Below are 24,310 nucleotides of genomic sequence, written 5' to 3'. Positions count from 1 at the left end.
GCGCCGATGCGTCGCCCGGTCGAAAGATCCATGGTGCGGGGCTCGGTTTCGATCCGTCGCGCAGTCCCGGTTCGGCATCCTGTTCGCGCACGCCGGCCATGCTCATCCGATACGCGCGATGGTCATTGCGTACCGATCGTTCCGTACCGGTGATTCATTTCGCGCCGGGTGCGCCGATTCCGGAGAAGATCGCTGCGAAGCCGGTGAAGTGCAATGCGTCGCGGACCTGCACGGCGACCGCCGACGTCAGCGCGATCAACAGCATGACCGCGACGGCGCCGCGTATCGGCTGGCTGAGAGAAGCCGGTTCGAGCTTGCCCGCCGCCCGGCCGATCACGCCCAGGCCGATATCGATCAGCACCAGCGCCAGCATGATCGGCGTGCAGATCTTCACCGCCATCAGCAGGACGTTTTCGCCCTGGTGGATCGCCAGGTCCGATGCCGCCGCGTGAAAGTCCGGCACGCCGGCGGCCAAGGGCCACCAGCGGTACGACTCGAACAGCGCGCCCAGCAGCACGGCCATGCCGCCCGAGACATAGAACAACGTGATGGAGAGCTGCAGCAGCAACGAGGCCACCGGCGTGCTCTGCTCGCCCTGCAGGGGATTGGTCATCTGTACGTTGTTGAACCCGGCCAGATCATCGATCAGCGTGCCGGCCGCTTCCGCGATCCAGAAGATCGTCGACGCGGTATAGCCGATGATCAGACCGATGAACGCTTCCTTGCCCGTCAACAGCAGCAATTCCGGGATGCTCGCCCGATCGAAGGCGGCGGGCGTTTGCCCGGCGGCCACGAACCAGGTCATCAGATAGACCGCGCCGGTGCGCGCCGCACCCGGAATCGCCTGCGACCCGGTGGCGGGCAACACGGTGAAGATGACGAGCGAGCGGATGCTGGACAGCGCGAGCATGTACAGCAAGCCCTGCAGGTTCGCGTGCGCCCCGGTCAACGCCTCGAAGAGAGCACCGAGATTAGGCATGCGTAACGCGAAAGAGGCGGCCCGCCGCTGTCTCGCACGCCTCTTCGTCGGCGGCCTCCTCGACCCGGCGCGCCAGCGTTGTCTGCAAGTCCCGCTGCTTGTCGCGGCACGCCTCCAGCGACGCGTCGGCACGCGCGAACACACGCTGCGCGGCATCCACCTGTCCTTGCGCGTGGACCTGATGGCGCAGCGCGGCCTCGCATGCCTTCGTCGCGACCGCGAGATCGCCATCGAGCCGCGTCATGTATGCCTTGTGGAGCAGATAGGCATCGGGGGCCACGTGCCCGGCGCCCGCCAGGACATCGCTCAACGCATGGCCCGCCGCGGCGCGGCGCGCCGCCTGCTCCTGCCGTTGCGCCTCGGCCGCGTCCACGGCACGCGTGCGCTCGGCGAGTTCGGCCCGCGCACGCGACAGCGTTTCCTCGGCACGCGTGCGCGCGCGTTCCTTGACGAGCAGTATGGTTTTCCAGGAACGCAGGGCCTGATTCATCGGGGTGCGAACTGACCGACGAGCCCGGCGGTATCGAAGGCGTCGGCCTGCTCCCCAGTTTTTTGGGATAGAAACGCCTCCAGCCAGTCGTGGCGTTCGATCGCCTCGTCGGCCAGCGGGTCGTTGCCGCGCTGGTACTCGCCCACCTGCAGCAGCGTCTCGACCTCGGCATACCGGGCCATCAGCTGGCGCATCCGCGCGGCGCCCGCCAGATGCGCGTCGGTCACGACCTGCGGCATCACCCGGCTCAGGCTGTTCAGGATGTCGATGGCGGGGTAGCGGTTGCGTGCGGCGATGTCGCGCGACAGGATCAGGTGACCGTCGAGAATGCCGCGCACCTCCTCGGTGACGGGGTCGCTGCCGCTGTCGTCCTCGGCCAGGACCGTATAGAGCGCGGTGATGGAACCCACGTCGCTGGTACCCGCCCGCTCGAGCAGCCGCGGCAGCTCGGCGAAGATCGACGGCGGAAAACCGCGGCGTGTCGGCGGCTCGCCCGCCGCGAGACCGATCTCGCGCTGCGCCCGCGCGAAGCGCGTCAGCGAATCCATCATCAGCAGGACCCGCAGACCCTGGTCGCGGAAATATTCGGCGACCGCGGTACCCACGTAGGCCGCTTTCGCCCGTTCGATCGAAGAACGGTCCGAGGTCGCGCAGACCACCACGGTCTTGCGCATGCCTTCCTCGCCGAGAATCAGTTCGATGAACTCGCGCACCTCGCGGCCGCGCTCGCCGATCAACACGATCACGTTGACGTCGCAGTCCGTGCCGCGGGCGAGCATTCCCAGCAGCGTGCTCTTGCCGGCCCCGGCCGGCGCGAAGATCCCCAGCCGCTGCCCCTCGGCCAGCGTCATCATGCCGTCGATCGCGCGCACGCCGGTACCGAGCGGCGTGTCGATAAGCTTGCGCCGCATCGGATCGGGCGCCTGCGCGTAGACCGAGGCGAACGTGGCCGCCTCGACCGGCCCATAACCGTCGATCGGATTGCCCAGACCGTCGATCACGCGCCCCAGCAGGGCGGGACCGACACCGATGGCCAGAGGCTGACCGCTGCCCAGCACCCGGGTCGAACGCGACAGGCCGATCGCGTTGCCGAACGGCGCGAGCAGCAGGAACTGACGGCTGAACCCGACCACTTCGGCGCGCTGCAGCAAGCGTCCGTCCTTGTCCTGCAATTCGCAGATCTCGCCAAGCGCGGCATCCATCCCGCCCACCCGCAGCAGGGTGCCGGACACCTCGACCAGCTTGCCATAGCGCTGTCCGCTCGGCGCGTGGTCGAGCGCGAGATCGAGGCGATCGGCGAAATCGAGGACCATGCTCATGCCGTGTTCCCGTAGTCCACGTCGCGCGCCGCGCCCGGCCGGGCGGGAACACCACCGCCGCCCGGTCGCGGCGCGGCTATCGATCCATCTTCGGGCGCGGCATCGTCGACATTCGCGTCCTCCCCCGCCTCGGGTGCCGTGTCCACGTTCTGGAACAAGGCCCGCCGGATCGCGGCGAGCTGCGCGTCGAGGCCGGTCACCAGGATGCCGTAATCCCATTCGCACACGCAACTGCCATCGCGCGCGGCGGCGTCGGCGATCACATCGAAACCGCCGATCCAGCCCGCCTTCGTGCTCGCTTCGGCAAGCATGCGTCGCGCACGCGCGGCGTCGCCCGGATGAACGGTCAGGCTCAGGTAGGACTCGCTGTCGATCAGGCGCTGCAGCGTCACGCCGATCCGTTCGAACAACGCGTCGCGGTCGGTCTCGAGCACCACCTGTTCAACCGCCTTCATGACGATGCCCGCCAGTCGGGCGCGGGTACGCCGCGCAGCCTCGCGTTCTTCGCGCACCCGGTACTGCATCGTTTCATGCGCTGATTCCAGCGCGCGTCGCAGGCCCGCGGCATATCCCAATTTACCGCTGGCGATATAACGTTCCTGGGCGCTCGCCGCGCTGGCCTGGGCCGCCGCGAGCGCCTCCTCGTGAATGGCGTCGGCACGCTCTCGCGCCTCGGCGACGATGCGCGCGGCCTCGTCCTGCGCGCGTACCAGCGCAGCGTCGATGTCGAGTACCGCGGCGAACTCGTCCGCGCGCAGCACGTCCGCGTCCACCCCGACGCGCGGCACGTCATGTTGGGATCGGTTGAGCCAAAGGATCATGGCAACTCCGGAATCAACAACGGCAGGCGCGCGAAGAAACGCGCGCGCTCGCCGGACCCGCCCGGCTCGCACGGATAGCCGTCCGGGGCTGCGGCGCCGTCGAGCTGCATCGCCACCAGACTGACGATGGCCGGTATCGCGATCGCGCTTTCGCGGCGCAGCCGCCAAAGACCTTCCTGCGCGAGCGACGCCGCATCGAGCATCTCGGGCAGCGGCAAGGTGGTCTCGCCGTCGGTCGCGGCGACGCGACGCAGCGCGTCGAGCGTCTGGGCGCCGACCGCCGCGCGCATCTGATCGAGCAGCGCGCGATCGATGCAGCGCCGCACCGCCGAGCGCCGCGCATACAGCGCCCGCACCGCCAGCGCACGACGCAACAGCACGGGCTCGGCCACGCCCAGCCGTTCGCCGGCGTTGACGAAGGCGAGCGGCGGCACCGGCCCGAGCCGGGGGGGGAGGAGTGCCTCGCGCAACCAGATCCAGCTGTCGTCGCGCGTCGACACCCGCGACAGCATGTCGGCGGGTAGCGCGCTCACGCCTTCCGAAAAGTGGCGCAGCCGCGACTCATACTCCCGTAGCGCGGCGACGACGCCGTCGAGATAGGTCGACGAGGGCAAACGCCCGGACGATACCGCAGCGGCATCGTCGACGGCGGCACGTGACGCAGGCAAGGAGCTTTCCACCGCGTCGCGCGTCGCCGACAATCCGCCGTCGTCGATCTCGAACGGAATGGCCACGGTCACGGCGTCACCTTGGTGTGGTCGTCGGCTCGCGCGTTCGGCGCGTTCGTCTTCGCGCCCCGGTCAAGACGGCGCTGCATCGTAGCGCGCAGCGTCGCCATGAGCCCGGCGACCGATTCCCGGAAGAGGATCGCGAGTGTCACCAGCAGCAACAGCGCCAGACCCGCTCCCGTAACGAGCCACGGAAAACCATGCGCGCGGCTGCGCGGACTGAGGTCGGGCATCGCCGCCGGCACGAAGGTGACGCTCACGTCGGCATAGCTCAGGCCCTCGACGCTATGCACGACGAGATTCTTGATGCTCGGCAGCAGCGTGGCGACGTCGGTATTCGGCCGGTACTTGATGAATACCGCGGCCGAGGACGGCTTGACGACGCTCGACAGCGGATCGTTGTTCGGCAAGACGATCTGGACGTTCGCGAACGCCACGCCGTCGATGCGGGACAGCATCGACGACAACTGCTGAGACACGCCGTAGATGAAACGCACGCGCTCCTCGGTGGGCGTCGAGATCAGGCCGTCCTTCTTGAACATGTCGCCCAGATTCGTGTATTTGTCGTGCGGCAGGCCGTGCGCGTGCAACACGCGCATCGATTCCGGAAAATCGTCGCCGGGCACCGACACGGTCCAGGTCTTGCCGCCGTCGGGCGTGGCCTTGTCGGGGCTGAGGCCGGCGTCGAACAGCACGCTCAGCATGTCGTCGGCGTCGCCTTCGTTCAACTGCGAATACAGCTGCTTGTTGCAGCCGGCGAGCGCGCAGACCAGGGTCACCACCAGCGCGGCGCGCAGCCAGCGGCTGGAAGATCTTCCTCGCGCTCCGCTCGCGGCATCGGACAGGGAAGGGGCGGCACGCATCATTGGTTCTTCATCAGGGTCTGCACCGCGCCCTTGCCGCCCTGTGCGAATCCCACGCCCAATTGGATCTTGGTCATCGCATCGGCCATCTCGAATTGCATGCGTATCGTCTGCGCGGTGAATTCGCGCATGTCCATCGTCCCGGCGTTCTGCTGAAACGCTTCGGCCGAGGCCAGCGCCTTGCTGAAGGCCGCGTCCTGGCCGTCGACGATCGTCGAGATGGCGGAAGGGTGCTGGGAGACGCTCGCGCCCGATTGCACCGTCAGCGTCGCATGATCCAGCATCTGGCGGAAGCGTTCGGTCGACTCGGCGGAGGCCGGCGTCGGCGCGTTGGTCCCCCCGGCGACGCTCGCCCCACCCACGCCGCCGGTCTCGCCGGCGGCCCCGACGCCGTTGGCCGCCGGGAGCGCGCCCTGCATCGCATTCGCGCCGGACACGGCGGCGGACGAAGCGGACGAAGCGGACGAAAGCGACGACGCGGCGCCGACCGGGTCGATACCGCTGATCCGCGAAACGGCGGAATCGAAAGTGATCATGGTGAGCTCCTCAGGCGCGCATGAAATAGGCCGTCGAAAAGGGCGACACCTCCGCGGCGGCGGGCGCTGGCGAGGCATCGACGATCGCCGCCTCTTTTTTCTTGCCCATCAGGAGATTCACCAGCGTGACGGATTCGGCGTCCTCGTCGCGCGACAGCACCTCGTTGGCGAAAATCTGCCAGCTCGGGTCGCGCAGCGAGTACAGGCAGATCGCCATCAGCGCGCTCACGTACGCGCCATAGGGCGCCTGCAGATCCTGCCCGTCCATCATCCGCAGGATCTGCACCGCCTCGACGTGGCGCTTGCGTCCCATCAACAGCCAGACGTCGTACACATGCAGTTCGCGAAATCGTGGTCGCATCACGTGCAGTGCCGCGAGCAGTTGCTCCGCCTCCGCAAGATACTTCTTGTTCACGCTCGTCACGAGCAGGTCGATCAGTGCGGAAACGAAATTGTCCGGGCAGGATGTGAGGTCGAGCACGTTGTGCCTCCATTGATGCGATGCGCCGGCGAGCTGCGCCGCGAATTTACGCCGTGAATCCGACATGTACAGGCGGACCTTAGCCGTCGCGGGCCCGGGCATCCCGCATCAAATGCGAAGGCGCTAGGCCCAGGCCGAAACCGCGCGTCGAGTTTCGCGCGCGGACCAATGCCTTCGCCTGCCGACCTTGCCCATCACCGTCGCTACCGCATCATCAGGCCGTCTGACGGACTGGCAGCGGTCCGTCCCCACCCGCTTCCCTACAGCGGCGACATTCGCGTCGCAAACCGCAGCGCAAACCGCAGAGCGACTCGCAGAGCGACAATGGCTGAAGAGAAAACCGAAGAGCCGACAGATAAGAAGCTCAAAGACGCGAAGCGCGACGGCAAAGCGCCGAAGAGCACCGACATTCCCGCCGCCGCCCTTTTCCTGCTAGGCGCGATGGCCCTATCGTTCGGCGCCGAACCGCTCGGGGATCATCTTCGGGTGCTGATGCGCATCGCGCTCGATGTCGGCCGGGCGACCTCGCCGCAATTCGACCTGCAACAGGCGATGACGGCGGCGATGGTGGAGGCCGCGTGGATACTGGTGCCGTTGCTGGGTGCCGCCCTGCTGCTGCCGATGCTCGCGTTGGTGGCGCAGATCGGCATCAACATTACCTTCAAGCCGCTGGAACTGAAGATCGACGCGATCAATCCCGCGTCGGGGTTGAAGCGCATTTTCTCCGTGCGTTCCCTGCTCGACCTGGTGAAGATGATCATCAAGGCGGCCGTCCTGATCGCGGTGCTCTACAAGATCACGCTGCTTCTGCTGCCGCTCACCGCGAGCCTGTCGTACCAGCCGATCCTGGACGTCATCTCGATAAGCTGGATGGTGCTGTGCCGCTTCGTCGCCGCGGCGGGACTCGTCGTGTTGATCCTGGGCGGGGCGGACTTCGGCATCCAATACTGGCTGTTCATCCGCGAACACCGGATGACGAAGGATGAGATCAAACGCGAGCACAAGGAATCCGAGGGCGACCCGCAGATCAAGGGCAAGCGCAAGCAGATCGCCCGCGAGGATGCGAACGCGCCACCCCAGCACAAGATCGCGGACGCGCAGGTGGTGGTGGTCAATCCGACGCATTACGCGGTCGCGATCCGCTACATGCCCGGCGAACACGGGTTGCCGCGCGTGATCGCGAAGGGCGTGGACGAGGACGCGCTCGAAATTCGCCGCCACGCCGAGGAATTCGGCGTGCCGATCGTGCCGAACGCGCCGCTTGCCCGGGCGCTTTATCTCGTTCCCCTTCACCAGGCGGTGCCCGACCCGCTGTTCGAAGCGGTGGCGGAAGTCCTTGCCTGGGTAGGTCAGATGCAGCAAATCAACCAGCCTCACGGAGCGGACCCCGGTCCCTCCGCCTCCTGACAGGAAACGTCCATGAAACTCCGGATACAGGAATACTCGGGCGAATTCAGCATCGCCACGCTGGTGGTGGCGATCGTCGCGCTGATGATCCTGCCCCTGCCGACCTACCTGATCGACATGCTGCTGGCCATCAACATCACGCTGAGCGTCGTGCTGCTGACCGCGACGATGTACGTGCCGAACGCCACCACGCTGTCCGCGTTCCCGTCGATGCTGCTGTTCACCACGCTGTTCCGGCTGTCGCTCAACATCGCGTCGACCAAATCGATCCTACTCAAAGCGGACGCGGGGCACATCATCGAGAGTTTCGGCGAGCTGGTGGTGGGCGGCAATCTGGTGGTCGGGCTGGTGGTGTTCCTGATCATCACCACCGTGCAGTTCATCGTCATCGCGAAGGGTTCCGAGCGCGTCGCCGAGGTGGGCGCACGCTTCACGCTCGACGCGATGCCGGGCAAGCAGATGAGCATCGATGCCGACGTGCGCGCCGGCAGCCTGACGCCCGAGGACGCGCGCGAGCGTCGCGCGATGCTCGCCGTCGAGAGCCAGCTCCACGGCGGCATGGACGGCGCGATGAAGTTCGTCAAGGGTGACGCGATCGCCGGGCTCGTGATCACGCTGGTGAACATCACCGCGGGCATCGTCATCGGCACGACCTACCACGGCATGACCGCGGGCGAAGCCGCCGGACGCTTCTCGGTGTTGTCGATCGGCGATGCGATGGTGTCGCAGATTCCGTCGCTGCTCATTTCCGTGGCGGCCGGCGTGATGATCACGCGGGTCTCGAAGGAACATGAGAAGCCGCGCTCGTTGGGCATGGAGGTGGCCGCGCAGCTCAGCACCAGCTCGCGCGCGCTGACCACCGCGGCGGTCCTGCTGTGCGGTTTCGCGCTCGTGCCGGGCTTTCCGTCCACGATGTTCGTGGTGTTGGCCGCGATCATCTTCCTGGGCGGGCAGGCGGTACGGCGCGGGACGGCCAAACGCAACCCGATCGGTGACGCCACGTTGTCGTCGCTGCAGCGCGAGGGCGCGAAGATCGAGGCGAACAGCATGTTGCGCAGCGCGCCCCCCTTCGCCGCGCCGCTCGCGGTCAAGCTATCGGCCAAGCTCGCCGAGAAGATCGACCCGCGTCGTCTCGACCATGCGTTCGAGGCCGGCCGCCGTGTCGTCACAGAGGAACTCGGTCTGCCCTTCCCGGGCATCGTCTTCTGGGCCTCCGACCAGTTGCCGGGCACCTCGTACGAGGTCCTGATCCACGATGTCCCCGTGGCGTCGGTCGATGTCGGCGCAGGGGGGGGCTTGACCAACGGGACCACAGTGGCGATCGGGGCGCCCGGGGCGACCAAGGCCACCGCGACAGCGGTGGCGACAGTGGCGCCGGCAGCGAGCGTGGACCGCGAGGCGGCGATCGCCGAACATGCGATCCGCATGCTGCGGCACGAGGCGCGGCTCTTCATCGGGGTGCAGGAAACGCAGTGGATACTCGAACGCGTCACGCCCGATTATCCCGGCCTGGTCGCGGAAGTACAGAAGGCCCTGCCGGTGCAGCGCATCGCCGAGGTGCTGCGCCGTCTGCTGGAGGAACAGATTCCAATCCGCGACATCCGTTCGATCCTGGAAAGCATGGTGGCGTGGGGCCCGAAGGAGAAGGACCTGATCATGCTGACCGAATACGTACGCAGCGACCTGGGCCGCATGATCGCGCATCGCGCCACCCAGGGGTTGCGCAGACTGCCGGCGATCGTGCTCGACCAGGAACTCGAACAAACGATTCGCCAGGCGATCAAACCGACGCCGGCGGGCAACTTCCTGACGCTGGAGCCGCAACAGGTCGAGGTGATCCTGATGCATCTGGAACGCCTGGCGACGTCCGCGCCGCCCGCTAATCTCGCGGTGGTCACGGCGGCGGACATCCGGCGCTATTTCCGCCGCATGATCGAAAAACGGCTCGACTGGCTCAACGTCTATTCGTTCCAGGAGCTCAACGGCGAGATCGACCTGCAATTGGTCGGCAGCCTGAAGCTGTAATGCGCCCGTCTCGCGTCCGGCCAGATGCCGCCCACGGGCGGTACGGCAGACGATTTCCCCACGACCCGCACGTCGGACCCTGCCATGGCCCATGACTTTTTCCGCACCGCGCCGACGCCGCTGCATGTCGATGACGCCACGCGTGCCGGCGACCGGCACGCGGCCGACGCCGGCACGCGCTTCGCGCGTCTGCTCGACGGCACGAAGACCGCCGCGCAGGCGCGCGCCGCCACGCCTGGCGACGAGGCAGCCGCGAACACGTCCGGTCGGACCCGTGCCGGCGCGGGTGGTCCGGACGCCGGCGCCGGCTCGACCGAGGACAGGCGGCGCCACGCCGACACGCAAACCGGCGCACAAACCGACGCGCGTCGCCTGCTTTCACGAGAACGTCGCGACGCGCCGAACGCATCGCCAGCCAATTTGCCGCCGTTCCCCGCCGAAGGGGCGGCCGACCGCCCGCCGGTGCCGGCTTCGCCCGCGCACGCCGCGACCGTCGGCGACGCCGGACTCGCGCGGGACGCACGCTCCTGGGGCGCGACGGGCGCATTCCCCGGCCTCAGCAACGGCGCGCGGGAGGACGGCGACCGCGCAACGGACCCGGCCACGCCACCCGGGGTCCACGACGCGCGCCCGTCACTCGGCGACACACCCGGCCCGACGGCATCGCCCGACGCATCCCCCCTCGCGGCCCGCGTCCTGTCCGCGCGCGCCGTCGCGTGGCGCGCCGGCGGCGAACCGGGCGTGCGGCGTCGCGCCAACGCTGCCGGCGAAGGGCGCCGTGGCGCGCCCACCAGCACATTCCTCGGCACGCCCGACCACGCCACGCCCGACCACGCCACGCTCGACCACGCCACGCTCGACCCCGACGATGCGACGCCCGACCATCCGCTGCTGTCCCGCCTCACGAGCCTGGTGACCACGCGATATGGCGGCCTGGCGTCCGCGGGAGCCGTGGCATCCACCGATACGGGGCACCAAGCCGACGACAGTCATCGCGAATTGTCGATCCGGCTCGATCCGGCGCTGCTGCCGGAGACCGTGCTGACCCTCGCGGTTTCGCGCGCCGACCTCTCGCTTCGCTTTGCAAGCCCCCTCGCCGCGTCGCGCGCCCTACTCTCTGCACAAACGGACGAACTTGCGTCCAGGCTGACGAAACGCACCGGCCGCCAGGTCAGCATCGACATCACGACCTGAACCACGACGGCCCGACCTGAATGTTTGCGACCGCGCCCTGACCTGCGTCAAGGGGAGGGCGCGGTCATCGCCTCCGAATCGAATGGATCATTCCTCCCATCCCGATCGCCATCGCATCCGTCTAGGCGACCGGCTTCGCACCTATTCGCGACCGCTGGCGGACCTGTCACGCCTCGTCACGCCGTGCCTGCGGCCGCTTGCCTCCTCGCACCTGCCGGCGATGCTGCGGCCCGGCTGCCTGGTCTTCACGACGGCTTATGGCGACGCTCGCGTCCGAATCGATCTCGCGCGTTTTCCGGCGCTGGAAAGCATTGCCCGCGACGACAATCCGGGCCGCCGCGTCGCCCTCGCCAATCTCTTCCTGGAGCCCTGGCTCGCGCCGCTGCGAACCGGCGACAACGATATCGGCATCGGTCCGCTCGTGGGACTCGCCATCGCCAACCTGACGCCTGACGTGGAGCGCGCGTCGCCATTCGCGCGCGCGGCATCGGCTGGCAACGCCCCGGATGCGCCGCTCGGCCGCCCCGCCGAGTACGGCCTGGCACTGATGATCGCGGTGTCCGCGTTCGCGCCGTTGTCGTGCGTCGTCGAGGACATCGCGCCGGCGCTCGTGGCCGCGCTCGGCGCCTCACGCGAGGCGATGCCGGAAACCGCGAATGCCGGTCACCTCGCCGCGTTGCCCCTGCCGGGCCGTCTGCGCATCGCCAGCCGCGGCTACCGGCCCGCGGTGCTGGCCTCGTTGCGCGAGGGAGACGTACTCCTCGGTTGGCCGCTGCGCCAACCCTACCGCCCGGGCGCACCGCTCGCGGAATGCGAGCTTCGGTGGGGTGCACCCGGCGGCATGCAATACCGGATACCCGTCGATGTCGGCGGTTCGCGTATCACATTGAAAGGCCCTTTCACCATGACGAACGACACACTGGATTACGCTGCGCGGACCTTCGCGGACGATGCCGACCCGGACCCGACGGCACCGGACACGGCAGCCGCGCCGGCGACGCGGCATGCGCTGGATGCGCTGGAAGTCCTGGTGCATGTCGAGATCGGCGCGCTGACGCTGCCGCTCGCGGCGCTGGCGGCGATGGGTCCGGGGCATCTGCTCGAACTGCCGACCCCCATTGCCGACGCCCCGGTCAGGCTGGTTTCATGCGGCCGTACCCTCGGCACCGGGGAACTGGTGGCCGTGGGTGACAATCTCGGCGTTCGGATCACGCATCTCGCCGCCGACGATGGGCGCTAACCTCAACCCCGCCACGCTGCTGATCACGCTGCTGGCGCTGGGCCTGTTGCCCTTCGTCGCGATGGTGGTTACCTCGTACACGAAAATCGTCATCGTGCTCGGCCTGCTGCGTAGCGCGCTGGGCACGCAGCAGGTTCCCCCGTCGACGGTGATGAATGGCATCGCGCTTATCGTGTCGTGCTTCGTGATGGCGCCGATCGGCATGCAGGCGTATGACGCGGCGCAGAAGATGCAGGGCCAGGGGGACGGCAGCGTCAACGTGGTCTCCCTCTTCGACGCGGCGCGCGAGCCGTTCCGGCAGTTCCTGTCCAAGCACACGACGGAGCGGGACAAGGCCTTCTTTATCCATTCCGCGAAACAGATCTGGCCCGCGGAAATGGCCGCGAGCCTCAAGCCCGACGACCTCATCGTGCTCGCGCCTTCGTTCACCGTCAGCGAGCTGACCTCGGCATTCAAGATCGGCTTTTTGCTGTATCTGGTTTTCATCGTCATCGACCTCATCGTCGCGAACCTTCTGATGGCGCTTGGTCTGTCGCAAGTGACGCCGACGAATATCGCCATTCCCTTCAAGCTGCTGCTGTTCGTTGCAATGGACGGCTGGTCGACGCTCATCCACGGACTGATTTCCACCTATAAATGACCCCATGGATTACGAAAACATCGTCCGCCTGACCACGAGCGCGCTCACGATCTGCCTGCTCGTCTCGCTACCCGCCGTCGCCACCGCGGCGCTGTCGGGATTGCTGATTTCCTTTCTCCAGGCCATCACGTCCTTGCAGGATGCAAGTATTTCGCAGGTTGCGAAGCTGATCATCGTGACCGCGGTGATTCTCGCCTGCGCGCCATGGGGCGCATCGGCGGTGCTCGAATTCGCGCATTCGGTGATGCAGGCGGTCTTTCCATGAAGGCGGGCGGCGCGGCTTTCGGCATGACGAGCGTCGCGAACATGGTCGCGAACGACGCCGTGCAGAACGACGCCGTACACGTGGCGAAGCACGGCCATAGCGCCGCGCATTCGGCCGGCGCGAAACGGTCCGCTGCCCGCGCGGCACGCGCGCGTCATCAGCGCAACGGCGACGTTTCGCAAGGAGACGCCGCGGAAAGCGAACCCGCGCCGACCGAACTCGATGAACTTCAAGAGTTGGTGGAGCATCATCCCAAGATGGGGCACAAGGCGCAGCACTCTCGCCGCCGCCGCCGCGCGCAGTCGAGCGGCCCCGACGTCGATGACGATCAGGACGACGATTCGGAAAGCATCGCGCTGCTGCTCGACGAAGAGAACCGGCAATCGCTGGAGCGGTTGATCTTGTCCGTGGCGGAGCAAGAGGGCGAGAGCGCCGATTCGCAAGGCGACGAGCGCGGGCGCGGCGCGCCATTGGACCGGCTTACCGCATTGGATGGCGGGCGCGGTGAGCCGATGCATCAGAAAGGTGCGACGCCCCGGCACGCGCCAGCGGGAGCGACGACCGCGCATGATTCCGCGACCGGCCCTGGCAAGAGAGCGGGCTTTCAGCGCGCCGCCCCGCCCGCGACCATTGCGGACGCAACATCCCTGGCGGAAGCGTCGCTGCTCGGCCTGATGGGGGCGAACCGCCATCCGTCGGGTTCGCGCGGGGCCCCATCCGCCGCGGCGGGCGGCATGGCGGCACGACCGACGATGCCTTTCCGACCAGGCGCGTCCGGTTTGCCGGAACACGCGGCGATGCGCATCATGCGCCTCCATCTGACGGCTTGTCGGGAAAGCGGCAAGCATTCCACGAACACGGGCGCGTCGACGACGAATCCTCCGTCCGCGACGCTCGATCGCGTGCGCGACCGTTTGATCGCTGCGGCCGCCGCGCAAGGGATCGAACCCGTGCCATGCGCGCAGCTCGCCCTGGAACAACAACGATTCAATCTGCTGCTGCCACTGTGGCTGTTGCAACTGCGTGCCCCGCGGCAATCCGCGCATCATGGCTCGGCGATCGCGCGGCTATGTTCGCTCGGCGCACGGTGACTGAGGAGTTTCGGTAATGACCAAACAAATTCGGATTCTGACCGGGTGCCATGCGGGCGCTCGCTTAAATTTGCGTCATGGGACGTGGTCGCTCGGCGATCACCCGGATGCCGACATACAGATCAGCGATTGGGAGGCCGAACAGATGATATTGGACTATCGAGAGGACGGCACCGTCATGTTCGGCGCTGCCCAGGCGGCTGGGGGCGCGACGCGGCTGGCCGAACGCCTGCACGATCTGTTGCCCCGCCGCTGTGGCGACATCGCCTTGTGCGTGGGTCCGGCAGATGCGCACTGGCCATCGGACATGGAGTTGCTGCAGGCGATGTTGGCCGAGGCGCCGCGCGCGCCCGCTGCACCGAAGGACGATATCGACGCGACCGCGTTGCCGGCACGTGCGCCCAAGCGTTTCAGCAAGCGGATGGTCCGCACCGGCGCCTGCGCGGCGACGGTTGCGGGGATGATCGGATTCACGCTGCTGCTGACCACCGGACAATCAGGCAAGGCCGACGCGGCGATTCGCCCGGCAGGCATGACGCCGGCCGAACGCCAGCGCAACAAGGTCGAGGTTGCCCTGCGCCGTCTGCACCAACCCGATCTGCACGCCGAGCGCAGCGATGGGCACGTCGTCGTCAGCGGCATCGTACCCACGGCGGCCGACGCATTGGCGACCACGCGCGCGCTGCGCCAGCTCTCGTCGGATGACGATGCGGTCGAGGTGGAGACGCACTTCGCCGTGGCGGACAGCGTCGCGGACGATCTGCGCTCGTCGCTGGGCGAGGACGGCATCACGGTCCGTTACCTGGGTGGCGGCGCTTTCGCGGTCTCGGGTGTGACGCGCGATCTGACGCGCACCCGGGCGACGCTGGCCCGTGCCCGCACCGATTACGGAACGGCCATCCGCCGCATCGACGACACGCTGACGCAAAACGCCCTGCCGCCGCAAAACGTCAACGCGATGCTCGACTCCGACGACGTGCGCTACGTGCAGTTGCAGGATGGCACGAAGAGTTTCGCGGCCGAGCCGTCCAGCCCGCCCGGACCGCCCCCTGTCACATCCGCCGATCTCTCGCAGCAGGACGATTAGAAAATGACCATGTTCAATGCCATCGCCGACATCACGCCGCAGATGCAGGCCACGCTCGATCAGATCATCACGCTGGCGGCGAGCAATCCCCACGACCCGCGCGTGCGGGAAGGCATCGACGAGCTGAACCGGGTGGCGGCGGGTATCGCGCAAGCCAGCGCGGCCACTCCCGAAGCGCACGTCCGCAGCGCCGGCAAGGTCGTCGCCGATGGATTGCTGGCGGCCGCGGCGATCTGCCAGCGCCTGCAGGCCGAGAAAGTTTCTTCGTAGTTCGCACCACGCCGCCCGCCGCACCGGGGAGGCCGCCTTACCGCCGTGCGTCCCGTAACGGCGTTTTTTCCAAAGCCGAGTTTTCGGCATCTGCCCTCGCGGGTCCTTTATCGTTTTGGAGATTGATTATGACCACGTCCACCACCACCACTTCCGCTTTGACCACCGCCGGCGCGACCGCTTCCGACGCCAGCACCGCAACCTCGGCCATCGCGGCGATGCAATCCGCCATGGTCGCGCAGAACGCGATCAACACCGCGATGACGGAAATGCAGCTGCAGGAATCCGGCCCGAAGAACGCGAAGTCGCTCACGCAAGGCTAATGGTGTCGGCCGGATCCGTCCGGCCAAACCGGTAACGAGTGGCACATCGGCCCAAGCCGTGCGCCACTCGTTTTTTTACGATTTTTTCTTCTTTTTTATACTCATAACGCAATGAGTCTCGAGCGCCGCAACGATCTGATCGCCGAACTATGTGGAGTGCTTGACATTCCGGGCGTGGACGCGATCGTCGAGGCAGGCAAACTCCAGGCCAACGGCTTCGACGTCGCCATCGATTTTTTCGAGGAAGACCCGGACGCCATCTATCTTAATTTCGAATACGGCATCGTCGGCAGCGGGCGCACCCTGCGCATCTTCCGGCTGCTGCTGGAATCCAATCTTCTCATTTACGCGCAGGACCAGGCGCAACTGGGCCTGGACCCCGACACCGGCGGCATCATTCTGTTGTTGCGCGTGCCGCTGAGCGACGACGTCGACGGGATCTACCTCGGCGAATTGCTCGACCATTACGCGGAACACGGCCGCTACTGGAAAAACAACATCCTCGAATCCTCCGACGAGATGTTCGATAACATCGCGAGCGGCGCCTATACGTGGATTCGCGCTTGATCTGCACTTGTTCGTCCACGAAACACGCGACGCCGAGGGAATCCCTGGAGGAGGCGCAGGCACGCATGCGGCAGGTTACGCGGGATGCCTTCGAAATCCTGACGCGGGACGCGCACTACGCAAGCCTCGACGGCATGCTGGTGGTCGAGGGCGCGATCGTGGCGGTGACGCCGACGTGGGTCGGCCCCTATTTCGGCGCGGGGCGGGAAGCCGGCGTGCTGATCAGCGCCGAGGCGGGCTACGACCTGAACGCCATGACCTTGTCCGACGCGGGCGCCCTGCTCAAGCAAGCCGGCGATCTGCTGGCCACGTTCGGCGCGGCGCTCGGCTGCAATGCGAAGGGCTGGCTGGTGCTGCACCGGGTGCTGGGCGCGCGCGGTCTCACGAGCGCCACGTTGGCCACCGAGATCGTCGCGACGCGTCGCTTGCAGCGGCTGCTCAACGAGGCGCCGCAGGGCTCGGACAGCGAAGCGGCGACATGGCGCTGATGCCGTGCCGCCGGACTTCCCGCAACGCGCGGTCGGTGCTGCCGGGGCGCACCGGGAAGGCCGGTGGTTTGCCCGAGCACGAGGCAATTTGCTTCGTTTTCGCTGTAGCTGCTTCGTATGAACGCGCGAATCCATGCGCGTGTCGCACGACACTCGACACTCGATGCTCGAGGATCGCTGTTCCATGCCCGGGTCGACCCGACTGGCACGGCCGATACCATTCACCCCGCCGTTCACCCCGGGAACAATGCCATGGCCCTACAGATCAATACCGGCACGACGTCGCAAACCGACTTCGACCAGACGTCGTCCACCACGTCGCTGCAAGACACGTTCTCGCAGGTCGACCAGGCGCTCAAGGCGCTGATGGCCCGGATTTCCGCGTCGGTCACCGCATCGGCGAAAACGCCGTCGGCCGCGGGCGTGTCGTCCTCGGACAATGCGCAGTGGCGCTCGTCCGCGCTCGACGACCCGAGTTGGTCGACGTCCGGAAGCACGACCCCCGCGACCACCGCCACCGACAGCACCGACGGTGGGCTGGACGACGGTACGGATGACGCATCGGGCGGCAGCCTGAAAAGCGTTCTGAAAAAACTCGAACGCGATCTGGAAAAACTGCAGAGCTATCTGGACGGCGATTCGAGCAACAGCTCGGACAACGATCTGGACAGCGATTCAGGCTATGACTCGGACAGCGATCTGGACAGCCTGGCCGGCGACTCGGACAGTGATGCGGGGGATAGCCTGGATAGCGACCTCGACAGCCTATCCGGCGACTCGGATAGCGATGTGGACGACGGCCTGGACAGCGACCTCGATAGCTCGGCGAGCGATTCGGATAGCGATTACGGCGATAGCCTGGACAGCGACCTCGACAGCCTGGCAAGCGATTCGGACGGTGATGCCGGCGACAGCCTGGACAGTGATCCCGACGGCCTGGCGAGCGATTCGGATGACGATTCGGGCTATGGCTCGGACAGCGACCTGGACAGCGCGCCGGACACCATCCCGAGTACCGCCGTGAAGAGCGCCGCTTCCAGCACCACGAGTACCGCCACCAGCAACACCGCCAGCGCCACGAGCGCCGCCACTTCCACCGCCGCCGCCACTTCCGCCACGCAGACCGCCTCGGTCGACGGCGGCGGTCCGAATAGCCTCACGATCAACAACACCACGGACGAACCGATGACCGTGGCGTTCTTCAGGAATCTGTCTTCCGGCACCAATCCCAGTTTCGACGGCGCCGACGCGCAACTGACGATTCCGGCGGGCGGCACCGCGCAGGTGTCGATGCCGGCGGACTGGCAGGGCCGCGTGCAGAAATTCGATGGCAGCACCCAGGACAAGGCGAACTGGGGCGAAATCAATTTCGAGCAAAGCACCGGCAAGGTCTGGTTCGACGAAAGCGACATCCCGGGCCGCAACGCGTCGATCAAGATGACCGCCGACGACGGCACGACGGCCGGCACCGACAAGAGCGTGCTGGGCGACGCACCGTCCGACGTGGTCACGACCGATAGCGCCGGCCAGAAAGTGATCGACGCGCCGCAGTGGTTTACCGGCGGCACCAACCAGAACGCCGTCAATTACCTGGACCAGTCGATCGGCAATTCCACCGCCTACGTGCTGCCCGACGACAACAACGCGGTACGCGTGAGCGACAGTCATCACCTGACGATCGACATGGGCAACGCCTGACGGGTGACGTGCCCGCCCGGGCGCGCGTCGGCCCGGGTCGCCAACGCATGCGCTTCATTACCGTCGTCATCAAGCATGCCACGCGCGGCGGATCGGTCCCGCATCGAATGGCGCTCCGATAATGCTCCCCTCCCCCGAATCGCGAGGACTCTGCTATCTTGCTGGCAGATCAAAACGGGAGGATGGCATGGCCGCGGCAGGCAAGGCACCAGCGCCGAATGGCACGCCGGATGGCGCGCCAGGTGGCACGCTACGCGCGGCGGCGGCCGTGATCGTCGGCAGCGCGCTCGAATGGTACGACTTCTTCCTCTACGGGCTGCTGGTCGGCAGCGTGATGACGGTCAACTTCTTTCCGAACGTCGACCGCTCGGTGGCGACGATCGCCGCCTTCGCCACCTTCGCGATCGGCTTCCTGGCACGACCGCTGGGAGGCATGCTGCTCGCCAATCTGTCGGACCGCTTCGGGCGCAAGCAGGTGCTGGTGGGCATCCTGTTCCTGACCGGCGGCAGCAGTTTCCTGATGGGGCTGTTGCCCACCTATGCGCACGTGGGCATCGCCGCGCCGCTCGCGCTGATGGTGCTGCGCATCCTGCAGGGCGTGGGCGCCGGCGCGGAATACGCCGTCGCCGCGGTGTACGCGGTGGAGAGCGGACCCGACGCGCGCCGCGGCCTGCGCGGCGCGTATCCGGCCGCCGGCCTGTACCTGGGGCTGCTGCTGGCCTCCGGCGCGCTGGCCGTTTTCTCGAAATGGGCCGGACCGGATTTCGTCCACTGGGGCTGGCGCATTCCGTTCCTGCTCAGCGGGCTGTTGCTGGTCGCCGGCTTCTGGATTCGCCGCCATCTCGCCGAGTCCGCCACCTTCGAGCAGGCGCGGGCCACGCACACGCTGCTGCGTCATCCCACCCGCGAACTCCTGCGCCGGGAATGGCGCGGCGTGGCCTTCGTCGCCGGCGCGCAGTGCGCGCAGGCCGGCCTCGGCTACCTGTACCTGACCTTCGCGATCTATTACATCACCGACGTGCTCGGCATGGGCCGCGCCGTCGCGCTGCAGGGAACGTGGCTCGCCGCGGCGGTCGCGATGGTCACCGCCCCGTTGTTCGGCGCCTGGGCGGACCGCATCGGCACGCGGCGCTTCTTCATCGGCGCGCTCGTTTTTTGCCTGCTGGGCGGCCTCGCCTACTTCCCGATGCTGAACACCCGCAACCCCTGGCTCATCGCCCTGTCGATGGTGTTCGCCATCGGTATCGGCGTCAACGCGCTGCTGGCCGTGCAGGGGGCATTGTATTCGGCGCCCTTTCCGGCGGCGATGCGCACCAGCGGCGTGGCGCTCGGCCGGGAATTGTCGACCGCGATCGTCGGCGGACTCGCGCCGCTGGTGGCGACGGTGCTGCTCCAGCGTTACGGCCCCTCGGGCGTCGCGGCGCTGGCGGCGGGGCTGACGCTGCTGTCGCTCGCCACGGTGCTCGTGAGTCGCCACGCCGGGATGCGCCCGGACTGAGTCAGGCAATCTGAGTCGGGCAATCGATAAACGGCCATTGAACGTGCCCGATCTTCGCTTATCCTGGCGCCAGGCCCCGCCGTCGCCGTCGAGGCAACCGAGGCACGCGCCGAGGCACGCGCCGCGGCAGGCACGGCCGCTTCCCCTCGCGCCCATGCGCCGGCCTCCGGTCCGGCGCCACTTTCGAGCCTTCTCGCATGACAGCCGCCACCCACGCATCCCCCCGCTTCACGACGCTCGACGAGGTCGCGCCGCTCCACGCCGATCTGGTCGCGCTGCGGCATCACTTCCACCAGACGCCCGAGCTCGCGTTCGAGGAGCACGCGACCGCGTCGAGCGTCGCCGCGCGTCTCGCCGAATATGGCTATGCGGTCAGCACCGGCATCGCCGGCACGGGTCTGGTCGCCTCGCTCTCGGCGGGCACCGGGCGCCGCGCGATCGGCATCCGCGCCGACCTCGACGCGCTGCCGATCCACGAGGCCAACACCTTCGCGCACGCCAGCCGGACCCCGGGGCGCATGCATGCGTGCGGACACGACGGGCACACGACGATGCTGCTGGGCGCGGCGCGTCATCTCGCCGCCACGCGCCGCTTCGACGGTACCGTCCATCTGATCTTCCAGCCCGCCGAGGAGCGCGGCTTCGACAGCGGCGCGAAACGCATGCTCGCCGAGGGCCTGTTCGAACGCTTTCCCTGCGACGCCGTGTTCGCGATGCACAACCACCCCGGCAAGCCGAGCGGTCAGATGCTGTTTCGCAGCGGCGAATTCATGGCGGCGGGCGATCGCGTCTTCATCACCCTGCGCGGCGTCGGCGGCCATGCCGCCCGGCCGCACCTGGCGCGCGACCCGGTGGTGGCCGCGGCGAGCCTGATCATGGCATTGCAGACGGTGGTCTCGCGCAACATCGACCCGGCCCAGACCGCCGTCGTCACCATCGGCAAACTGCAGGGCGGCCAGGCGCTGAACGTCATTCCGAACGAGGTGCAGCTGGGTCTGAGCGTGCGCTCCTTCGACCCGGCGGTGCGCGCGCTGCTGAAGGAACGCATCGTCGCGCTCGCCGAGGCGCAGGCCGAGAGCTTCGGCGTGACGGCCGAGATCGACTACGTCGCCGGTTACCCGGTGGTGCGCAACGCGCCGGACGAGACCGCGTTCGCCATCGCCGTGGCCAAGGAACTGGTGGGCGCCGAGAACGTCGTCGAACAGATGGACCGTCTGACCGGCAGCGAGGACTTCGCCTACATGCTGGAGGCCCGCCCGGGCTGTCTGGTGCGGATCGGCAACGGCCTGGCCGACGCGGGCAGCATGCTGCACAACCCGCACTACGACTTCAACGACGCCAACCTGGTGGTGGGTGCGGCATTCTGGTCGTGCCTGGTGGAGCGTTATCTGGCCGTGGACTTCACCGGAGACGACAGGGCTGCGTAACATTCCCGGCGTCACGGCGCTGAAGGCAGCGTCGGGCCGGCCGTCCGCGCGGCGAGCAGGCAACGCACCGCACGCCGTCCACGAACGACGTATTAGAATCATCCATGAATCGGATCCGACCCATCCCCTGCCCGCCCAGACCATGCCCCTGAATCCCGAATCCCCCATCGCGAAATTGATGCTGGCGCCCGTGCACCCGGGCAAGGTCGTCTGGCTGGGGCTGCGCGCGGTACGCCGCGAACCGTTGCGGGTGGTCGATACCGTCGCGGCGCGGGCGGGCAACGGGCTCGAAGGCGACCGCTACGGCCGGGTCGGCGGCAACCGGCAGGTCACCCTGATCCAGGCCGAAAGCCTGGCTGCCATCGCCAGTCATCTCGGAAAAGACGCCGTGTCGCCGCTCGACCTGCGCCGCAACATCGTCACGTCCGGCATCAACCTCCTGGCCCTGAAAGCGCGGCGTTTTCGCATTGGCGACGCGATCCTGGAGGCCAGCGGCGAATGTCACCCCTGCTCGCGAATGGAGGAGATCCTGGGCACGGGCGGCTACAACGCGGTGCGCGGTTTCGGCGGGATCACCGCGCGCGTGATCGAGGGCGGTACAATCGGGTTGTCGAGCGTCATCGTGCCGATCGATTGAACGGCCGGCGACACTGCATGCGAAAGGTCGATCGGCGCGCGTGACCGTGATGGCCGCATGCCGTGTCCCGGCGGTGACGGAAGTATGCAACCTGGACGATATCGCGAACGCCAAGGCCCTTGCAAATGCATGGAGACAGCAAAATGATCAAGGAAGACGCAAAGCTCATCCCGTTCGATGCAGCCGAATTGCTGGACAGCGATGAAGCCATCGCCGCATTCATGGCTGACGCTTTTGAAACGGGCGACAGTTCTTTCATCGCCCATGCACTGGGTATCGTTGCCTCCAGCACCGGCACGAGCGGTCCCGCCTGCGGATACGGCGGCAGCCACTCTTCGGCGTAACGGCACACGGGCCGTGCCGCGTTGATCCGATATTACACAGTGCAGGAGCGACGATAATATTGTTATCGGTACGCCGACCCACGACACGCGCTCCCTACGCGCAAGCGTGCCGCTGATTCTGACGGACATGATCGTCCGTCCCGCTTCCCGGCACCCACGAAACGATTCGTCTCAGGACAGCCCGGCGTCGCGAAGCCAATCCCGCGCGATTTCCGTACATATTGCCGCGCGCTCCAGCGTCGGGAAGTGCCCGCAACCAGGCAGCGATGCGAAGCGCGCATGCGGCATTCTTCGAGCGATACGCCTTCCGACTTCGAGCGGCACGAAACGGTCGACTTCGCCCCAGATCAACAGCGTCGGAACCGTGCTGGCCGCCAGCGTCGGCCAGCGGTCGGCGCGCGTCAGCGTCGCGTCGGACTGCCGGGCAAACGATTCGGCGCCCGCGTCGCGCGCCATCGTGACGAACATTGCGCGCGACACCCCGTCTTCCTCAGGAATGGCATCACGCGTGAACTCCGCGATGACGGCGTCGTGTTCGCCCTGGCGAATCCGGCGACTTGTCGCGCGAACGCGATCGGGGTATGGATGCGCCCCTGGCTGGCAGTTCATGAGCCACAGGCCCGCGACGCGCTGCGGCGCCCGCGCCAATACCTCCATCGCCAGACATCCGCCATAGGCTGTGCCCGCCAGGATGAAGCGTTCAGGCGCGGACGCCAACAGTACGTTCGCGCTTTCGGTGAACGTCTCGCGGTCCAGCACCTGCACGGCGGGCGAGACCAGGTCCCGCAAGCCATCGACCTGGGCGGCGTACATCCTGCCATCGCAAGGCATTGCAGGAAGGAAGATCATCGATAACGGCATGCTTATTTTCTTTTCCCATGCGCCACGCCCGCCCCGCCGGGGCTTGCCTCACGTACACCAGACCAGGCAATCTCAAGAAGCCACCCCCTTCGCCTCCCACGCCCGGATGAAATCCACAAACGCGCGCAGCGGCGCCGGCAAATGGCGCCGCCCGGAAAAGTACAGGAATGGCCCCGGAAACGTCGGCCACCAGTCCTCCAGCACCGGCACGAGCTGTCCCGCCTGCAGATACGGCGCGAGCCATTCCTCGAACAGATACACGATGCCCAGCCCCGCCACCGCCGCGCTCACGGCCATGTCCGCGCCGGTCGGCGTCACGGTCAGGGGACCCTCGGGCGCGATGCTCACCGTCTGTCCGGCGCGCGTGAATTCCCACGCGTAGACGGCCCCGCTGAGAAACTTGCCGCGCAGGCAGGCGTGCTCCAGCAGCGTGCCGGGATGCGCCGGCATGCCGCGGCGCGCCAGATAGGCGGGCGCCGCCGCGACCGCGAAACGCTGCGTGCGCGGGCCGATGGGAACCGCGATCATGTCCTGCTCGAGCCGCTCGCCGTAGCGAATGCCCGCATCGCAGCCACTGGCGACAATATCGACGAAATTGTTGTCGACGACGATCTCCACGGTGATATCGGGATAGGTCGTCATGAAGGCTTCGACGATCGGCGACAGGAAATACCGCGCGGCGATCACCGGTACGTTCAGCTTGAGTGTGCCACGCGGCGTGTCGCGCAGGTCGTTGAGTACGTCGACGGCGCTGCGGACCTCGCTCAGCGCGGGCGTCAGGCGCAGCAGCAGCCGTGCGCCGGCCTCGGTGGGCGAGACGCTGCGCGTGGTCCGGTCCAGCAGGCGAAGGCCGAGTTGCCCTTCCAGGCGGCGCACCGCCTCGCTGAGCGCGGAGGCCGACTGATCGGTGGCGCGTGCCGCCTGGCGAAAGCCTTTGTGCCGGGCGACCAGCGCGAAGGTCGACAGGTCGGCGATCGAATAGGACGCCGTCGTCATGCAGGATGTCTGTGGTTGTGCACCATTGTGCGTAA

27 protein-coding genes are annotated in these 24,310 nt (G+C 67.3%); 17 read left to right on the top strand and 10 right to left on the bottom strand.

Going from position 1 to position 24,310, the window contains the following annotated elements; all coding sequences use genetic code 11:
* Positions 1–154 precede the first annotated feature (154 nt).
* From sctT to OVY01_RS07425, 8 genes are read right to left on the bottom strand one after another with little or no spacing between them, the layout of a single operon-like run.
* A complete protein-coding gene (sctT, locus tag OVY01_RS07460; protein ID WP_267846781.1) occupies positions 155–979 on the bottom strand; it encodes a type III secretion system export apparatus subunit SctT in 825 nt (274 codons plus the stop codon).
* Positions 972–1,469 carry a hypothetical protein gene (locus OVY01_RS07455; RefSeq protein WP_267846780.1) on the bottom strand — a complete coding sequence of 166 codons (498 nt, stop codon included), beginning with the start codon at positions 1,467–1,469 and terminating at the stop codon, positions 972–974. Before OVY01_RS07455 ends, sctT begins: the two co-directional genes overlap by 8 nt.
* Positions 1,466–2,782 (bottom strand): type III secretion system ATPase SctN, encoded by a 1,317-nt coding sequence (gene sctN / locus OVY01_RS07450; protein WP_284700834.1) that lies wholly within the window; start codon positions 2,780–2,782, stop codon positions 1,466–1,468. Before sctN ends, OVY01_RS07455 begins: the two co-directional genes overlap by 4 nt.
* 2 nt (positions 2,783–2,784) lie before the next feature.
* A complete protein-coding gene (gene sctL / locus OVY01_RS07445; RefSeq protein ID WP_267846778.1) occupies positions 2,785–3,609 on the bottom strand; it encodes a type III secretion system stator protein SctL in 825 nt (274 codons plus the stop codon).
* Positions 3,606–4,349 (bottom strand): type III secretion protein HrpB4, encoded by a 744-nt coding sequence (locus tag OVY01_RS07440; protein ID WP_267846777.1) that lies wholly within the window; start codon positions 4,347–4,349, stop codon positions 3,606–3,608. The genes sctL and OVY01_RS07440 overlap by 4 nt, the downstream gene beginning before the upstream one ends.
* A complete protein-coding gene (gene sctJ / locus OVY01_RS07435) occupies positions 4,346–5,200 on the bottom strand; it encodes a type III secretion system inner membrane ring lipoprotein SctJ (RefSeq protein ID WP_267846776.1) in 855 nt (284 codons plus the stop codon). Before sctJ ends, OVY01_RS07440 begins: the two co-directional genes overlap by 4 nt.
* Positions 5,200–5,736 (bottom strand): hypothetical protein, encoded by a 537-nt coding sequence (locus tag OVY01_RS07430; RefSeq protein ID WP_267846775.1) that lies wholly within the window; start codon positions 5,734–5,736, stop codon positions 5,200–5,202. Before OVY01_RS07430 ends, sctJ begins: the two co-directional genes overlap by 1 nt.
* A gap of 10 nt (positions 5,737–5,746) precedes the next feature.
* Entirely contained in the window at positions 5,747–6,217 is a 471-nt protein-coding gene (locus OVY01_RS07425) for an HrpB1 family type III secretion system apparatus protein (protein WP_267846774.1), read from the bottom strand.
* Positions 6,218–6,541: 324 nt separating this feature from the next.
* Here OVY01_RS07425 and sctU point away from each other — a divergent pair, with 324 nt between their 5' ends.
* The 17 genes from sctU to OVY01_RS07340 all read left to right on the top strand — a co-directional run bounded on the left by sctU (position 6,542) and on the right by OVY01_RS07340 (position 22,418).
* Positions 6,542–7,624, top strand: coding sequence for a type III secretion system export apparatus subunit SctU (sctU, locus tag OVY01_RS07420; protein ID WP_267846771.1), 1,083 nt, complete (start codon positions 6,542–6,544; stop codon positions 7,622–7,624).
* Between the two features lie 12 nt (positions 7,625–7,636).
* On the top strand, positions 7,637–9,649 hold the full coding sequence (sctV, locus tag OVY01_RS07415; protein WP_267846769.1) for a type III secretion system export apparatus subunit SctV: 2,013 nt from the start codon (positions 7,637–7,639) through the stop codon (positions 9,647–9,649).
* A gap of 84 nt (positions 9,650–9,733) precedes the next feature.
* Positions 9,734–10,843 carry a type III secretion HpaP family protein gene (locus tag OVY01_RS07410; protein ID WP_267846767.1) on the top strand — a complete coding sequence of 370 codons (1,110 nt, stop codon included), beginning with the start codon at positions 9,734–9,736 and terminating at the stop codon, positions 10,841–10,843.
* An 82-nt stretch (positions 10,844–10,925) separates the two neighbouring features.
* Positions 10,926–12,083, top strand: a complete 1,158-nt coding sequence (sctQ, locus tag OVY01_RS07405) for a type III secretion system cytoplasmic ring protein SctQ (protein ID WP_267846766.1) — start codon at positions 10,926–10,928, stop codon at positions 12,081–12,083.
* Positions 12,073–12,723, top strand: a complete 651-nt coding sequence (sctR, locus tag OVY01_RS07400) for a type III secretion system export apparatus subunit SctR (RefSeq protein ID WP_267846765.1) — start codon at positions 12,073–12,075, stop codon at positions 12,721–12,723. The genes sctQ and sctR overlap by 11 nt, the downstream gene beginning before the upstream one ends.
* A 4-nt stretch (positions 12,724–12,727) precedes the next feature.
* Complete coding sequence (gene sctS, locus OVY01_RS07395) at positions 12,728–12,988, top strand: type III secretion system export apparatus subunit SctS (RefSeq protein WP_267846764.1); 261 nt, start codon at positions 12,728–12,730, stop codon at positions 12,986–12,988.
* Complete coding sequence (locus OVY01_RS07390) at positions 12,985–14,079, top strand: hypothetical protein (RefSeq protein WP_267846763.1); 1,095 nt, start codon at positions 12,985–12,987, stop codon at positions 14,077–14,079. The genes sctS and OVY01_RS07390 overlap by 4 nt, the downstream gene beginning before the upstream one ends.
* A 16-nt stretch (positions 14,080–14,095) precedes the next feature.
* The gene (locus tag OVY01_RS07385) at positions 14,096–15,166 is read left to right on the top strand and encodes a hypothetical protein (protein ID WP_267846762.1); all 1,071 of its coding nucleotides are present in this window, start codon (positions 14,096–14,098) and stop codon (positions 15,164–15,166) included.
* Between the two features lie 3 nt (positions 15,167–15,169).
* Positions 15,170–15,436: a hypothetical protein gene (locus tag OVY01_RS07380; RefSeq protein WP_267846761.1), complete on the top strand. Its 267-nt coding sequence runs from the start codon at positions 15,170–15,172 to the stop codon at positions 15,434–15,436.
* 128 nt (positions 15,437–15,564) lie between these two features.
* Positions 15,565–15,759 (top strand): hypothetical protein, encoded by a 195-nt coding sequence (locus OVY01_RS07375; protein ID WP_267846759.1) that lies wholly within the window; start codon positions 15,565–15,567, stop codon positions 15,757–15,759.
* A gap of 111 nt (positions 15,760–15,870) precedes the next feature.
* Complete coding sequence (locus tag OVY01_RS07370) at positions 15,871–16,326, top strand: CesT family type III secretion system chaperone (RefSeq protein WP_267846758.1); 456 nt, start codon at positions 15,871–15,873, stop codon at positions 16,324–16,326.
* A gap of 65 nt (positions 16,327–16,391) precedes the next feature.
* Positions 16,392–16,814: a hypothetical protein gene (locus OVY01_RS07365; RefSeq protein WP_267846757.1), complete on the top strand. Its 423-nt coding sequence runs from the start codon at positions 16,392–16,394 to the stop codon at positions 16,812–16,814.
* A gap of 252 nt (positions 16,815–17,066) precedes the next feature.
* Positions 17,067–18,512, top strand: a complete 1,446-nt coding sequence (locus OVY01_RS07360; RefSeq protein WP_267846755.1) for a hypothetical protein — start codon at positions 17,067–17,069, stop codon at positions 18,510–18,512.
* Positions 18,513–18,699: 187 nt separating this feature from the next.
* Positions 18,700–20,010 (top strand): MFS transporter, encoded by a 1,311-nt coding sequence (locus tag OVY01_RS07355; RefSeq protein WP_267846754.1) that lies wholly within the window; start codon positions 18,700–18,702, stop codon positions 20,008–20,010.
* A 197-nt stretch (positions 20,011–20,207) separates the two neighbouring features.
* Positions 20,208–21,437, top strand: a complete 1,230-nt coding sequence (locus OVY01_RS07350) for a M20 aminoacylase family protein (protein WP_267846752.1) — start codon at positions 20,208–20,210, stop codon at positions 21,435–21,437.
* 142 nt (positions 21,438–21,579) lie between these two features.
* Positions 21,580–22,074, top strand: coding sequence for an MOSC domain-containing protein (locus OVY01_RS07345; protein WP_267846750.1), 495 nt, complete (start codon positions 21,580–21,582; stop codon positions 22,072–22,074).
* Positions 22,075–22,217: 143 nt separating this feature from the next.
* Positions 22,218–22,418, top strand: coding sequence for a helix-turn-helix domain-containing protein (locus OVY01_RS07340; protein ID WP_267846748.1), 201 nt, complete (start codon positions 22,218–22,220; stop codon positions 22,416–22,418).
* A 171-nt stretch (positions 22,419–22,589) separates the two neighbouring features.
* Here the strand turns inward: OVY01_RS07340 and OVY01_RS07335 are convergent, their stop codons facing one another.
* Positions 22,590–23,231: an alpha/beta fold hydrolase gene (locus tag OVY01_RS07335; protein WP_267846747.1), complete on the bottom strand. Its 642-nt coding sequence runs from the start codon at positions 23,229–23,231 to the stop codon at positions 22,590–22,592.
* Positions 23,232–23,351: 120 nt separating this feature from the next.
* Positions 23,352–24,275: a LysR family transcriptional regulator gene (locus tag OVY01_RS07330; protein WP_267846746.1), complete on the bottom strand. Its 924-nt coding sequence runs from the start codon at positions 24,273–24,275 to the stop codon at positions 23,352–23,354.
* Positions 24,276–24,310 lie beyond the last annotated feature (35 nt).

Origin of the sequence: Robbsia betulipollinis (assembly GCF_026624755.1) — a bacterium.
Lineage (GTDB): Bacteria > Pseudomonadota > Gammaproteobacteria > Burkholderiales > Burkholderiaceae > Robbsia > Robbsia betulipollinis.
Note: the sequence above shows the minus strand (reverse complement) of the source record. Positions and strands in the feature narration are given on the sequence as shown.